The 13,672-nt window shown below is 65.6% G+C and carries 12 protein-coding genes; 2 read left to right on the forward strand and 10 right to left on the reverse strand.

The genetic code is table 11. The annotated features are described in order from the left end of the window. Positions 1–14: 14 nt before the first annotated feature. Positions 15–1,913: an ATP-dependent zinc metalloprotease FtsH gene (ftsH, locus tag ACG00Y_RS01625; protein ID WP_394475520.1), complete on the reverse strand. Its 1,899-nt coding sequence runs from the start codon at positions 1,911–1,913 to the stop codon at positions 15–17. 85 nt (positions 1,914–1,998) lie between these two features. Continuing rightward, complete coding sequence (locus ACG00Y_RS01630; RefSeq protein ID WP_394475521.1) at positions 1,999–2,673, reverse strand: RlmE family RNA methyltransferase; 675 nt, start codon at positions 2,671–2,673, stop codon at positions 1,999–2,001. A gap of 20 nt (positions 2,674–2,693) precedes the next feature. Here ACG00Y_RS01630 and ACG00Y_RS01635 point away from each other — a divergent pair, with 20 nt between their 5' ends. Further along, the gene (locus ACG00Y_RS01635; protein WP_394475522.1) at positions 2,694–3,167 is read left to right on the forward strand and encodes a YhbY family RNA-binding protein; all 474 of its coding nucleotides are present in this window, start codon (positions 2,694–2,696) and stop codon (positions 3,165–3,167) included. Here the strand turns inward: ACG00Y_RS01635 and ACG00Y_RS01640 are convergent. The 6 genes from ACG00Y_RS01640 to ACG00Y_RS01665 form a co-directional block, all read right to left on the reverse strand. Further along, the gene (locus ACG00Y_RS01640; RefSeq protein ID WP_394475523.1) at positions 3,145–3,591 is read right to left on the reverse strand and encodes a DUF4149 domain-containing protein; all 447 of its coding nucleotides are present in this window, start codon (positions 3,589–3,591) and stop codon (positions 3,145–3,147) included. The genes ACG00Y_RS01635 and ACG00Y_RS01640 overlap by 23 nt on opposite strands. Next, a complete protein-coding gene (gene greA / locus ACG00Y_RS01645; RefSeq protein ID WP_394475524.1) occupies positions 3,591–4,067 on the reverse strand; it encodes a transcription elongation factor GreA in 477 nt (158 codons plus the stop codon). Before greA ends, ACG00Y_RS01640 begins: the two co-directional genes overlap by 1 nt. A 77-nt stretch (positions 4,068–4,144) precedes the next feature. Further along, positions 4,145–7,423: a carbamoyl-phosphate synthase large subunit gene (gene carB / locus ACG00Y_RS01650; RefSeq protein ID WP_394475525.1), complete on the reverse strand. Its 3,279-nt coding sequence runs from the start codon at positions 7,421–7,423 to the stop codon at positions 4,145–4,147. 15 nt (positions 7,424–7,438) lie between these two features. Then, a complete protein-coding gene (gene leuE / locus ACG00Y_RS01655; protein WP_394475526.1) occupies positions 7,439–8,080 on the reverse strand; it encodes a leucine efflux protein LeuE in 642 nt (213 codons plus the stop codon). 13 nt (positions 8,081–8,093) lie between these two features. Continuing rightward, positions 8,094–9,254: a glutamine-hydrolyzing carbamoyl-phosphate synthase small subunit gene (gene carA, locus ACG00Y_RS01660; protein WP_394475527.1), complete on the reverse strand. Its 1,161-nt coding sequence runs from the start codon at positions 9,252–9,254 to the stop codon at positions 8,094–8,096. 168 nt (positions 9,255–9,422) lie between these two features. Then, entirely contained in the window at positions 9,423–9,824 is a 402-nt protein-coding gene (locus ACG00Y_RS01665) for a GlcG/HbpS family heme-binding protein (RefSeq protein ID WP_394475528.1), read from the reverse strand. Between the two features lie 91 nt (positions 9,825–9,915). Here ACG00Y_RS01665 and ACG00Y_RS01670 point away from each other — a divergent pair, with 91 nt between their 5' ends. Further along, entirely contained in the window at positions 9,916–10,608 is a 693-nt protein-coding gene (locus ACG00Y_RS01670) for a Bax inhibitor-1/YccA family protein (protein ID WP_394475529.1), read from the forward strand. A 63-nt stretch (positions 10,609–10,671) separates the two neighbouring features. Here the strand turns inward: ACG00Y_RS01670 and ACG00Y_RS01675 are convergent, their stop codons facing one another. Together ACG00Y_RS01675 and rlmD are read right to left on the reverse strand one after the other, a co-directional pair. Continuing rightward, entirely contained in the window at positions 10,672–12,192 is a 1,521-nt protein-coding gene (locus tag ACG00Y_RS01675) for a glycoside hydrolase family 5 protein (RefSeq protein WP_394475530.1), read from the reverse strand. A 127-nt stretch (positions 12,193–12,319) separates the two neighbouring features. After that, positions 12,320–13,672: a 23S rRNA (uracil(1939)-C(5))-methyltransferase RlmD gene (rlmD, locus tag ACG00Y_RS01680; RefSeq protein ID WP_394475531.1), complete on the reverse strand. Its 1,353-nt coding sequence runs from the start codon at positions 13,670–13,672 to the stop codon at positions 12,320–12,322.

The raw sequence follows: 13,672 nt of genomic DNA on the forward strand, positions 1-13,672 counted from the left end.
TCATGCCCGCAGCATCAAGCCGCAGCGGGTGCGCCGTCGGTGCTGACCGGCGGCGTGCCGCCACTGGGGCCGCCGCTGGGCGTCGGCGTGCTGCCCGGCTCGCGCGGCGGCCGGCCGGCCATGATGTCCAGGATCTGGTCGCGGTCGATGGTTTCCCACTTCATCAGCGAGTTGGTCATGATTTCGACCTTGTCGCGGTTGTCGACCAGGATCTTCTTGGCCACGGCGTACTGCTCGTCCAGGATGCGGCGCATTTCGGCGTCGACCTTCTGCTGCGTGCTCTCGCTGATGTTGGCCGTCTTGGTCATGCTGCGGCCGAGGAAGACTTCGCCCTCGTTTTCGGCATAGACCATCGGGCCCAGCACATCGCTCATGCCGTAGCGGGTGACCATGTCGCGGGCGATGCGGGTCGCGCGCTCGTAGTCGTTGGACGCGCCGGTGGAGATGTCGTGCACGAACAAGTCCTCGGCGATGCGGCCGCCGAACAGGATGCTGACTTCGTTGAGCATCTGCTTGTAGTAGCGGCTGTACTGGTCGCGCTCCGGCAGTTGCCAGGTCACCCCCAGCGCGCGGCCGCGCGGCATGATGGTGACCTTGTGGACCGGGTCAGTGCCGGGCAGCATCTCGGCGACGATGGCGTGACCGGACTCGTGATAGGCCGTGGCGCGTTTCTCATCCTCGGACATGACCATGCTCTTGCGCTCGGGGCCCATGTAGAGCTTGTCCTTGGCGCGCTCGAAGTCGATCATTTCCACCAGGCGACCGTTGCGGCGCGCGGCGAACAGCGCCGCCTCGTTGACGAGGTTGGCCAGGTCCGCACCGCTCATGCCGGGCGTGCCGCGAGCCAGGATGGACGCGTTCACGTCCTGGCCGATGGGCACCTTGCGCATGTGCACGTTCAGGATCTGCTCGCGGCCGCGGATGTCCGGCAGCGTCACATAGACCTGACGGTCGAAACGGCCGGGGCGCAGCAAGGCCGGGTCGAGGATGTCGGGGCGGTTGGTGGCCGCGACGACGATGACGCCGAGATTGGTCTCGAAGCCGTCCATCTCGACCAGCATCTGGTTCAGCGTCTGCTCGCGCTCGTCGTTGCCACCGCCCAGTCCGGCGCCGCGATGGCGGCCGACGGCGTCGATTTCGTCGATGAAGATGATGCAGGGCGCGCTTTTCTTGGCCTGCTCAAACATGTCACGCACGCGGGCCGCGCCGACACCGACGAACATCTCGACGAAGTCGGAACCCGAGATCGTGAAGAACGGCACCTTGGCCTCGCCGGCGATGGACTTGGCCAGCAGCGTCTTGCCGGTGCCGGGAGGGCCGACCAGCAACACGCCGCGCGGAATGCGGCCGCCGAGTTTCTGGAACTTCTGCGGGTCCTTCAGGAAGTCGACCAGCTCCTTCACCTCTTCCTTGGCCTCGTCGCAACCGGCCACGTCGGCAAAGGTGATGTTGTTGCTGGCTTCGTCCAGCATGCGGGCTTTGGACTTGCCGAAGCTGAACGCCCCGCCCTTGCCGCCGCCCTGCATCTGGCGCATGAAGTAGACCCAGACGCCGATCAGCAGCAGCATGGGCGTCCAGTTGATCAGCATGCTGACCAGGAAGCTCTGCTCCTCGCGCGGCTTGATGTCGAACTTGACGCCGTTGTTGCGCAGATCGCCAACGAGGCCGCGGTCCTGGTAGGTCGCCAGCGTGCGCAGCTTGTTGCCTTCGGTGTCCTCGGCGTAGATGTCGCCGGTGATGCCATCCGGCAAGGTGACGGCCTTGATGCGGCGCTGCTGCACCAGATCAAGGAACTCGGAATAGGTCACTTGCTTGCCGGGCTGCGACGTACCGCCGAACTGCTTGACGACCATGAACAGCACGAGGGCGATCACGATCCAGACGGCAAACTTCGAAAACCATTGATTGTTCACTGCGACTCCTTGGCCCTGATTGGCCCAGCGCGGGTTTCAGGACTGTGGGGGCGATTTTAGGGGCGGCAAGGGGGTGGCCCTGTAATCAGCGGTTTTTCAACCCCAGGCCGACCAAGAAGTTCTCGGAAGAACGTATCCGGGAGGCCTTGGGCTTGACCGCCTTGACGGTTTTGAAGCGGTCGCGGAACAGCCGGACGAGTTCGTCGTAGCCGCTGCCGTGGAAGACCTTCGCGACCAGCGCACCGTCGGGCTTGAGATGCTGCTCGGCGAAATCGACGGCCAGTTCCACCAGGCCGGAGACGCGGGCGCCGTCGACGGATGCGATGCCGGACATGTTGGGCGCCATGTCGGACACCACCACGTCCACAGGCCGGCCGGCCAGCGCTGCTTCGAGCTGGGCGTAGATCGCCTCGTCCTGGAAGTCGCCCTGGATGAACTGCACGCCCTCGATAGGCTCGAACTCCAGCAGGTCCAGCGCAATGATGGTGCCGTTGAGTTGCCCCACCGCCGCCCCGCCCCGCCCCGCCTCCGTGGGCGCGAAACGGCGGCGCAGGTACTGGCTCCAGGCGCCAGGCGTGGCACCGAGGTCGACGACGACCTGGCCCGGGCGGATCAGCTTCAGCTCCTCGTCGATCTCCTTGAGCTTGTAGGCCGCGCGAGACCGGTAACCGTCCTTCTGCGCCTGTTGCACATAGGGGTCCGAGACATGGTTGTTGAGCCATGCCTTGTTGAGCTTTTTGCTTTTGGTCTGGGTTTTCATGCGGAAACGATAATAAGCAGATGCCTCAAATCAATCTGACCCCTGCCCAGCGCAAGGACAAGCGCTCCGACGCCCACCATCTCGACCCGGTCGTGATGATCGGCGGCGATGGTCTCACCCCTGCCGTCGTCAAGGAAGTCGACCTGGCGCTCAAATCCCATGGCCTGATCAAGGTGCGGGTGCTGGGCGACGACCGCACGGCGCGTGAGGCGATGCTGGCCCAGCTGTGCGACGAGCTGAGCGCGGCGCCCATCCAGCACATCGGCAAGCTGCTGGTGCTGTGGCGGCCGGTTCCTGAGAAGGCGGCCGCCGATCGCACCGATGCCAAGCCGGGGCCGCGCGTCGTCAAGATCGTCAAGTTCTCCAAGAGCGGCAACGGTCGGCCCACAGTCACCAAGCTCAAGGTGCTGGGCAACCAGCGCGTCGCCCAGGGCGGCGAGCTCAAGCGCGCCAAGCGGCGCATGACCAGCGTCAAGAAGAACGTGGCCGACTGAGACGCCAGGCCAGGGCCAGCACGACCAGGCCCTTGACCGCAAAGAAGGCCAGCGAGGCGCCATGCAGCGCCGCGAAGGACGCGACCCCGGTGCCGGCACGCGCGTCCGCCATCAGCGGCTGCAGGCCGTAGTAGCCGGCGATGGTGCAGAACAGCGCGACGGCCGATAGCAGCAGCGTTGTCGAGAAAACGTTGCTGGCGGCTCCAGCCTCCGTGGCGTCACGTGCGATACGTCGCTCCAGCAGCATCAGGATCAGCGCCACGGCCAGGCTCAGCTTCGCTTCGAAGGCAAACAGCCGCGCGACGAACAACCCGGCGCTGGCCCGATCCAAAACGGCAAAGGCACTTGGCGCTGCGGCAAACGCCACACACAGCAAAAAGCCGCCCCAGAGGGCGGCCAGCAGCACTTGAAGCTGAACGAACATCACACGTAGCGCACTTCGACGATCTCGTAGCGCTTGATGCCACCGGGGGCCTGCACCTCGGCCACGTCACCGGCTTCCTTGCCGATCAGCGCGCGGGCGATGGGCGAGCCGATGGAGATGCGGCCCTGCTTGATGTCGGCCTCGTCGTCGCCGGTGATCTGGTAGGTCACTTCGGTGCCGCTGGCTTCTTCTTCGAGATCCACGGTGGCACCGAACACCACGCGGCCACCAGCGTCCAGCGTCGACGGATCGATGATCTGGGCCGCTGCCAGCTTGCCTTCGATCTCGAGGATGCGGCCTTCGATGAAGCCCTGCTTGTCCTTGGCGGCGTCGTACTCGGCGTTCTCGCTCAGGTCCCCCTGGGCACGCGCCTCGGCGATGGCCTGGACGACGGCGTGACGCTCGACGGTCTTGAGACGGTGCAACTCGGCTTTGAGCGACTCGGCGCCGCGCTTGGTCAGGGGGATGGTCGTCATGTCAAAACTGGTTGGCAAAAAGAGTTCCGCCGCTGCGGCCCGGTCGGACTGCGGCGGCGGAATCGATGGGCTGTAGTTTAAATCAGCTCGGCGTGCAGCTCTTGCAGGGATTGCACGGTCAGGCCATCACGGTGTTTCATGCCTTCGACAGCGGCCTCACAGCCGGCCATCGTCGTGTAGTAGGTGACGCGGTTGGCCAGCGCGGCCTGACGGATGTAGCGGCTGTCGGCAATCGCGGTGCGGGTCTCGTCCACGGTCGTGAAGACGAGCTGGATGTCGCCGCCCTTCAGCGCATCAACGATGTGCGGGCGGCCGTCCTTGATCTTGTTGATCAGCTTGACGGGCACGCCGGCTTCCGTGATGGCCGCCGCCGTACCGCGCGTGGCGACGACGGTGAAGCCAAGTGCATGCAGCTCCTTGGCCACCGCAATCGCGCGGGCCTTGTCGCTGTTCTTGACCGTGATCAACACATTGCCCTGGCGCGGCAGGCGCGAGCCGGCGCCGATCTGGCTCTTCAGCATCGCTTCGCCGAAAGTGCGAGCTGCGCCCATCACCTCGCCGGTCGAGCGCATCTCGGGGCTGAGGATGGGGTCCACGCCCGGGAACTTGTTGAACGGGAAGACGGCTTCCTTGACGCTGAAGTACGGCGGAATGACCTCGGCCGGCACGCGTCCCTTGCGGTCACGCTGGTCAACGAGCTTCTGGCCGGCCATGCAGCGCGCGGCGATCTTGGCGAGTTGCTGGCCGGTGGCTTTGCTCACATAAGGCACCGTGCGCGAAGCGCGCGGGTTCACTTCCAGCACATAGACCGTGCAGGCGGCCAGGCCCTGGGTCACGTCGCCCTGGATGGCGAACTGCACGTTCATCAGGCCGACGACCTTGAGCGCCTTGGCCATCGCGGCGGTCTGGCGGCGCAGCTCGTCCTGCAGGTCGGCTGCCAGCGTGTAGGGCGGCAGCGAGCAGGCCGAGTCACCGCTGTGGATGCCGGCCGCCTCGATGTGCTCCATGATGCCGCCGATCATGACGTCGCCCGTCGAGTCGGCGATGCAGTCGACGTCCACCTCGACCGCGTCTTCCAGGAAGCGGTCCAGCAGCACCGGCGACTTCTCGCTCACACGCACGGCCTCGCGCATATAGCGCTCCAGGTCCTTGTCGCCGTGCACGATTTCCATCGCGCGGCCGCCCAGCACATAGCTGGGGCGCACGACCAGCGGGTAGCCGATCTCGTTGGCCAGCAGGACGGCCTGCTCCTCGGTGCGCGCGGTGCGGTTGGGCGGCTGGCGCAGGCCCAGCTCGTGCAGCAGCTTCTGGAAGCGCTCGCGGTCCTCGGCGATGTCGATGGAATCGGGCGTCGTGCCGATGATGGGCACGCCGGCGCGCTCCAGGTCCAACGCCAGCTTCAGCGGCGTCTGGCCGCCGTATTGCACGATGACGCCGACCGGCTTTTCCTTGTCGACGATTTCCAGCACGTCTTCCAGCGTGACCGACTCGAAATAGAGGCGGTCCGAGGTGTCGTAGTCGGTCGAGACGGTCTCGGGATTGCAGTTGACCATGATGGTTTCGTAACCGTCCTCGCGCATCGCGAGTGCGGCGTGAACGCAGCAGTAGTCGAACTCGATGCCCTGGCCGATGCGGTTCGGGCCTCCGCCCAGCACCATGATCTTCTTCTTGTCCGTCGGGTTGGCCTCGCACTCGGCGTCCGCACCCTCGTAGGTCGAGTACATGTAGGCCGTCTGCGTCGCGAACTCGGCCGCGCAGGTGTCCACGCGCTTGTAGACAGGACGCACTTTCAGCGCATGGCGGCGTTCGCGCACGGCATGCTGGTGGGTGCCCAGCAGCTTGGCCAGGCGCTTGTCCGAGAAGCCCTTGCTCTTCAGCAGGCGCAGCTCGGCTTCAGAAATGGACTCGATCGCGCGACCCTTGATCTCGCCCTCAATCTGCACCAGTTGCTCGATCTGCGCGAGGAACCACGGGTCCACCGCGGTCTCCTCGTAGATCTCGTCCAGCGTCATGCCGATGCGGAAGGCGTCGGCCAGGTAGAGGATGCGCTCCGGGCCGGCCTCGCCGATCTCCTGCACGATGTCTTCGCGGTCGGTGGAGCGCTCGGTCAGGCCGTCGATGCCGGTTTCCAGGCCGCGCAGCGCCTTCTGGAACGACTCCTGGAAGGTGCGGCCCATGGCCATCACTTCGCCCACCGACTTCATCTGCGTCGTCAGGCGCGAGTCGGCCATCGGGAACTTCTCGAAGGCAAAGCGCGGGATCTTGGTGACGACGTAGTCGATGCTGGGCTCGAACGACGCGGGCGTGATGCCGCCGGTGATGTCGTTCTTCAGCTCGTCCAGCGTGTAGCCCACGGCCAGCTTGGCGGCGATCTTGGCGATGGGGAAGCCCGTGGCCTTGGAGGCCAGCGCCGAGGAGCGCGACACGCGCGGGTTCATCTCGATGACGACCATGCGGCCGTCCTTCGGGTTGATGGAGAACTGCACGTTGGAGCCGCCGGTGTCCACGCCGATCTCGCGCAGGATGGCGATGCTGGCGTTGCGCAGCAGCTGGTATTCCTTGTCCGACAGCGTCTGCGACGGCGCCACGGTGATGGAGTCACCGGTGTGGATGCCCATCGGGTCCAGGTTCTCGATGGAGCACACGATGATGCAGTTGTCCGCCTTGTCGCGGACGACTTCCATCTCGTATTCCTTCCAGCCGATCAGGCTCTCTTCGATGAGAAGCTCGTTGGTCGGCGACAGGTCCAGCCCGCGCTTGCAGATGGTCTCGAACTCTTCCGGGTTGTAGGCAATGCCGCCACCCGAGCCGCCCAGCGTGAAGCTGGGGCGGATGACCATCGGGAAGCCGCTGCCACCGATTTCGGCCTGGATGCGCTTCTGCACCGCCAGCGCCTCTTCCATCGAATGCGCGATGCCCGACCGGGCCGAGCCCAGGCCGATCTTGGTCATCGCATCCTTGAACTTGAGGCGGTCCTCGGCCTTCTCGATGGCGTGCTCGTTGGCACCGATCATCTCGACGTTGTACTTGGCCAGCACGCCGTGCTTGTGCAGGTCCAGCGCGCAGTTCAGCGCGGTCTGGCCGCCCATCGTCGGCAGCACGGCGTCAGGCCGCTCCTTGGCGATGATCTTCTCGACCACCTGCCAGGTGATGGGCTCGATGTAGGTGACGTCTGCCGTGTCCGGGTCCGTCATGATGGTCGCCGGGTTGCTGTTGACCAGGACGACCTTGTAGCCCTCCTCGCGCAACGCCTTGCAGGCCTGGGCGCCCGAGTAGTCGAACTCGCAGGCCTGGCCAATGATGATCGGGCCCGCGCCGATGATGAGGATGGTCTTGAGGTCTGTACGTTTTGGCATGGCTTGCGAGTCTGCTTAGAGCGTGGCCGTGGCCAGCTTGGCCCCGAACCCAACGAAAAGTGCGCCGACGCTGGCGTTGGCGGTGCTGGACAGCCGGCGGCGCGCGCGGAAGGCGGCGGCCAGGCGGGCGCCGGCAAAGATCAGCGTCGAGAGATAGAGGAAGCTGAGCGCCTGGATGATGGAACCCAGGATCAGGAAGGTCAGCGCCGGATGCGGATAGGCCGGGTCGACGAACTGGATGAAGAAGGACAGCAGGAAGGCGATGGCCTTGGGGTTCAGCAGGCTGACGACGAGGGCCTTCCTGAAGGGCTGTGTAGCGTCGACAGCGCGCGGCGCGGCCTCGACTTTGGCGTCCCCGCGCCAGGTGCTGATCGCACCACGCAGCAGTTGGATGCCGATCCAGCCCAGATAGATAGCGCCGACCATCTTCACGACGAAGAAGATCTGCGGGCTGGCCAGCAGCAGCGATGCACCGCCAGCGGCGGCCGCCGTCATCAGCACCGTATCACCCACGAACACTCCACAGGCCGCGACGTAGCCGGCGCGCACGCCACGCTGCGCCGCGACGGACAGCACATACAAGGAGTTAGGCCCGGGCAGCAGGATGATGAAGATCGCTGCCGCGAGGAAGGTGCCGAGGTCGGTGATGCCGAACATGGGAGCGCCTCCTTCAGGCCTTGTCCATCAACGCAACGAAGTGATCGAACAGATAGGCGATGTCGTGCGGGCCGGGGCTGGCTTCCGGGTGGCCCTGGAAGCTGAAGGCCGGCTTGTCGGTGCGGGCGATGCCTTGCAGCGTGCCGTCGAACAGGCTGATGTGCGTGGCGCGCAGGTGGGCCGGCAGCGTGTCGGGGTCGACCGCGAAGCCGTGGTTCTGGCTGGTGATGCCGACGCGGCCACTGTCCAGGTCCTTCACCGGGTGGTTGGCACCGTGGTGGCCGAACTTCATCTTGAAGGTCTTGGCGCCCGAGGCCAGCGCCAGGATCTGGTGGCCCAGGCAGATGCCGAAGACGGGGATGCCAGACTCGATGAGCTGCGCCGTGGCCTTGATCGCGTAGTCGCAGGGCTCCGGGTCGCCCGGGCCGTTGGACAGGAAGACGCCGTCCGGCTCCAGGTCGAACACGGTGCTGGCGGGCGTTTGCGCCGGCACGACGGTGACCTTGCAGCCGCGCTCGGCCAGCATGCGCAGGATGTTGAGCTTGACGCCGAAGTCGTAGGCGACGACATGAAACTTGGGCGCGGTCTGCGTGCCGTAGCCGCTGCCGAGCTTCCACTCGGTCTGGGTCCAGACTTCGCTCTCGGTGCGGCTGACGACCTTGGCAAGGTCCAGGCCGGCCATCGACGGCGCAGCCTTGGCCTGGGCCACGGCATCGTCAATGTGCTGCTGCGTCAGCGTGACGCCGGCGGGCAGCGCCACGATGCAGCCGTTCTGCGCGCCCCGGGTCCGCAGCACGCGGGTCAGGCGGCGCGTATCGAGGCCGGCGATGGCGACCGTGCCTTCGTCGCGCAGGTACTGGTCCAGCGTCCGACCCGAGCGGAAGTTGGACGCACGCAGCGGCAGATCCTTGATGATCAGACCGGCGGCGTGAACCTTGCCGGCCTCGACGTCTTCATCGCTGACGCCATAGCTGCCGATGTGCGGATAGGTCAGCGTGACGATCTGCTTGCAGTAGCTCGGGTCGGTCAGGATTTCCTGGTAGCCGGACATCGCGGTGTTGAACACCACTTCGCCGACCGTCTGGCCGGTGGCGCCTATGGACTGGCCTCGGAACACCGACCCATCCGCCAGAGCCAGAATTGCTTGAGGGGGATGAAGCAGGTCGGTCAGCACAAAGGGTCTCCGCAAGTGGTTCGCGTGCCCAGCATCGACCCGTCCGAGGACGAGTCAACTTGTAGAAACCGTTGGGGTTTGGCGCCGGGCAGCGTGGGGTTCAGGTAAACCCATCGAGTATAGCCGCCCCGGGTTAGTACGGAGGCTTCGTGACCGGCTGGTGACGCCTCAAAGTGCCGCGATGCCGGCCTTGGCGATCTCCGCGTCTTCGCTGGACTTGACGCCACTGACACCCACGGCGCCGACCACCTGTCCATCGACCAGGATGGGGACACCGCCCTCCAGCGTGCCGGCAATACCGGGCGCGCTGAGGAAGGACACGCGGCCACCGTTGATCATGTCTTCGTAGACCTTGGACTCACGACGGCCGACGGATGCGGTGTGCGCCTTGGCGGGCGCGATCTGGGCGGAGATCGGCGCGGCGCCATCCAGGCGCTGCAGCCACAGCAGGTGGCCACCGGCGTCGACGATGGCGATGGAGACAGCCCAGCCCTTCTCAAGAGCATGGGCTTCAGCAGCGGCGGCGATGCGTTTGACGTCGGAGAATTCGAGTTGAGGTTGCTGTTTCATGGTCTTGCTTTCCTAAAGACAGCCCCCAATGTAGCTGCCCATTGGCCGCCTAGAATCGATGCGGTTTCCATTCTTCCCTCGGAGGATTCTCATGAACAACAGCGTTCAAACGCCTTATGGCTACGCCCATGCCGGCCTGGTCACCGACCGTCAGCGCGTGCTGCGCAACACTTACTGGCTGCTGGCCCTGTCTCTCGTCCCGACGGTGCTGGGCGCATGGATCGGCGTCGCCACCGGCTTCATGGCCGCCATGGGCTTCGGCATGAGCACGCTGGTGTTCTTCGTCGGCGCCTTCGGCCTGATGTTCGTCGTCGAGAAGACCAAGAACAGCAGCATGGGCGTGGTGGCGCTGCTGGGCTTCACCTTCTTCATGGGCCTGATGCTGTCGCGCCTGGTTGCGCAGGTGCTGGGCTATCGCAACGGCGCCAGCCTGGTCATGACCGCCTTTGGCGGCACGGCAGCCATCTTCTTCGCGATGGCCAGCCTGGCGACGGTCATCAAGCGCGACCTGTCCGGCATGGGCAAGTTCCTGTTTGTCGGCGCCATCATCCTGATGGTGGCCGGCATCGCCAACATCTTCCTGCAGTCGTCGGTGCTGATGCTGACCGTGCTGGTACTGATGCTGGGCGTGTTCTCGGCCTTCATGCTGTATGACATCAAGCGCGTCATCGACGGCGGCGAGACCAACTACATCAGCGCGACGATGGCCATCTACCTGGACATCTACAACGTGTTCCAGAGCCTGCTGTCGCTGCTGGGCATCTTTGGCGGCGAGCGCGACTGAGATCCGCTCCCCGCAACAAAAAGGCGGCCTCGCAGGCCGCCTTTTTTCATGTGCCGCCGAGACCTACTTGCCCGGCTTGTAGTTCTTCAGCACCAGCGGCGCGCTGAGCACCACGGGACGGCCCAGCTGGCCCAGTTGCAAGGCGAGGTTGACCGTGCCGGCCTCGAAGGCGGCGGTGGCGATGCCGCCAAATGCCACCGGCTCCAACTGGCTGGTCAAGGTGGCGGTGCCCGAGATGACGGCCGTGTACGGCGCCGCGCCCAGTTGCAGCAGCACCGGGACGGTCTCCTTGGCCCGTGCGTCATCGGTGTCCAGGCGCGCCCACATCACGACCTGGATCTGGTCACCCTTGGCAATCGAGCCCTGCACGGGTGCCACGGCGCCGATGTCCCAGACGTTCGTCTTGACGGTTTGCAAGGGCACGCGCAGGCACTGCTTGCCGAAAGCGGCGCAAGGGATCTGCTGTGTGACGACGCCGTCGCCACCATAGAGGTTCCATGTCGTGACGCGCGGCGTATTGATCAGATGGTCTAGTGCCGGGTCGCGGGCCGGCGCTGCCTGCGTCTTGTCGGCCTTCTCCGGCACCAGCGCGCCATGGATGGGCTTGACCCAGCCGTCGGCCTTCATGTCCCAGAGCACGAAGTCGGAATCGAACTGCCAGTAGGACCAGGCAAAGCCGCGCGCCTCGGCGGCCCGCGCCACCGCCGACGTCCAGGCCACGCGCTGGGCCATGCCGGCCGTCTCCAGCGCCCCGAACTCGCCCAGCAGGATGGGCCGCTTGTGCTTGTCCGCCCAGGCCTTGACGGTGTCCAGGTCCTTGTTCAGCTTCTCCTTCTCGGCCGCCGTGCCCCAGGTGATGCCGGACAGCTTCTGGAACTGCGGCGTCCACGACGCGCCCTGGTGGGTGAACTCCATCGGCGTGTAGTAGTGGAAGGTGACGATGAGCCGCCGGTCGGCCTCGGGCAGCTTCAAGCTGTCGAGCTGGTCCAGCGAGTTCCAAGACTTAGGGCCGATGATGACGCGGCGTGTCGGGTTGGTCTCGCGGATGATGGCCAGGTTCTCGGCCAGCATGTCGTTCCACACCGGATCGGCCGCACCGTTGGGCTCGTTCAGGATCTCGAAGATCACCGCGTCCGGCGTGCCCTGGTAGCGGGCGGCAACCTGGCGCCAGAAGGCCTGCAGGCGCATGCGGCAAGGCGCCAGGTCGGCCTCCTTGGCGCATTCGTTGAAGTTGTGCTCGTCGAGGATGACTTGCAGGCCCGCCTTCACGCCCGCGTTGACGAGTTCATCCAGCGTCTTGAACCACTGCGCGGACAGGCGGTTCTCCGCGTCCATGTGGGCGAAGGCATGCAGGTTCAGCCGCACATGGTCGAAGCCGCCATCACGGATGGCCTGCATGTGGCGCGACTGGAAGCGCGCCTTGGCCGGGTCGGTCCAGATCGCGTCGTAGCCGACGATGTTGACGCCGCGCTTGAGCGCCCCCAGCGCCGAGGCGCCGTCTCCTTGAGCCTGTGCCGGGCCTGACAGGCCGAGCGCCAGCCAGGCCAGACCCAGCAGTCGAGCAACTTTGAAACGATTGAACATGGCGTGCGTGTCTCCGCGTCGATGGATTTATAGATAAACAACACTAAACAGCGATGTTTACCCATTTTGTCCACTGCGCCGGATTCATGACTCCGGACTTACGCGAAGACGCAGGCAGCCCGTTTGGTCAGCGCTCGAAAACGGCGATGGACTCCACATGCGCCGTGTGCGGGAACATGTTCACCGCGCTCGCCGCCGTGCAGCGGTAGCCCGCCACGTTGACGAGCAGCCCGGCATCGCGCGCCAGCGTCGCGGGGTTGCAGCTGACATAGACGATGCGCTTCGGCGCCGTCCAGCCCGGCGCCAGCGACGGGTCTTGCGCGATGTCCGCCACCGCCTTGGCCAGCGCAAAGGCGCCCTCGCGCGGCGGGTCGATGAGCCAGCGGTCTGCCGTGCCGTCCAGCGCCAGCAGCTCGGGCGTCATCTCGAACAGGTTGCGCGCGACGAAGCTCGTCTTGTGCGCCAGGCCGTTGGCCGCCGCGTTCTCGCGCGAGCGCTGCACGAGGGTCTCACTGCCTTCGATGCCCAGCACCTCGCGCGCCTTCGTCGCCAGCGGCAGCGTGAAGTTGCCCAGGCCGCAGAACCAGTCGATGACGCGGTCATCCGGCTCGACGGCCAGCAGCCGCAGCGCGCGTCCCACCAGCGTCGCGTTGATGTGCGGGTTGACCTGGGTGAAGTCGGTCGGCTTGAAGGGCATGGTCACGCCGAACTCGGGCAGGCGGTAGGCGAGCTGCGGGCCGCCTTCATCCAACAGTTTGACCGTGTCCGGCCCCTTGGCCTGCAGCCACCACTGCACGCCGTACTGCGCGGCGAACGCGCGCAGCAATGCTAGGTCGCCATCGGGCAGCGGGTTCAGGTGGCGCAGCACCAGCGCGATGACTTCGTCGCCCATGGCCAGCTCGATCTGCGGCAGGCGGTCGCGCTCGGCCATGCCGGCGATCAGCTCGCGCATGGGCATCAGCAAGTCGCTAACGACCTTGGGCACGACCTTGCAGACCTGCATGTCGGCCACATAGCGGCTCTTGCGCTCGTGGAAGCCGATCAGCACGACGCCCTTCTTCTGCACATAACGCACCGAGAAGCGCGCGCGGTAACGGTAGCCCCAGCTCGGGCCTTCGATGGGCCGCAGCAGCACTTCGGCCTTGACCTTGCCGAGATGCCAGAGCTGGTCCTCGACAACACGCTGCTTCACCGCCACCTGGGCACCCGCGTGCAAATGCTGCATCTTGCAGCCGCCGCAGGCACCGGCATGCAGGCCGAAATGCGGGCAGCCCGGCGTCACGCGCAGCGGGCTTTCCTTCTTGATCTCGGTGAGCTGGCCCTGCTCCCAATTGTTCTTGCGACGCGAGATCTGTGCCTTCACGATCTCGCCCGGCAAGGCGCCGTCGATGAAGACCACCTTGCCCTCGGCGTTGTGCGCCACGCCCTGCGCCTCAAGTTCGAGGCTTTCGACCTTGAGCCATTCCGTTGTTTGAGTCAT

It is taken from the genome of Pelomonas parva, from assembly GCF_043555835.1.
Lineage (GTDB): Bacteria > Pseudomonadota > Gammaproteobacteria > Burkholderiales > Burkholderiaceae_C > Pelomonas > Pelomonas parva.

Excerpts from the sequence above, each read along its gene's own strand:
- leuE (WP_394475526.1), bottom strand. The coding sequence starts at position 8,080 with ATGTTCGGCATCACCGACCTCGGCACCTTCCTCGCGGCAGCGATCTTC.
- ACG00Y_RS01635 (WP_394475522.1), top strand. The coding sequence starts at position 2,694 with ATGCCTCAAATCAATCTGACCCCTGCCCAGCGCAAGGACAAGCGCTCC.
- ACG00Y_RS01630 (WP_394475521.1), bottom strand. The coding sequence starts at position 2,673 with ATGAAAACCCAGACCAAAAGCAAAAAGCTCAACAAGGCATGGCTCAAC.
- greA (WP_394475524.1), bottom strand. The coding sequence starts at position 4,067 with ATGACGACCATCCCCCTGACCAAGCGCGGCGCCGAGTCGCTCAAAGCC.
- ACG00Y_RS01670 (WP_394475529.1), top strand. The coding sequence starts at position 9,916 with ATGAACAACAGCGTTCAAACGCCTTATGGCTACGCCCATGCCGGCCTG.
- carB (WP_394475525.1), bottom strand. The coding sequence starts at position 7,423 with ATGCCAAAACGTACAGACCTCAAGACCATCCTCATCATCGGCGCGGGC.
- ACG00Y_RS01665 (WP_394475528.1), bottom strand. The coding sequence starts at position 9,824 with ATGAAACAGCAACCTCAACTCGAATTCTCCGACGTCAAACGCATCGCC.
- ACG00Y_RS01640 (WP_394475523.1), bottom strand. The coding sequence starts at position 3,591 with ATGTTCGTTCAGCTTCAAGTGCTGCTGGCCGCCCTCTGGGGCGGCTTT.
- rlmD (WP_394475531.1), bottom strand. The coding sequence starts at position 13,672 with ATGACTCAAACAACGGAATGGCTCAAGGTCGAAAGCCTCGAACTTGAG.
- ACG00Y_RS01675 (WP_394475530.1), bottom strand. The coding sequence starts at position 12,192 with ATGTTCAATCGTTTCAAAGTTGCTCGACTGCTGGGTCTGGCCTGGCTG.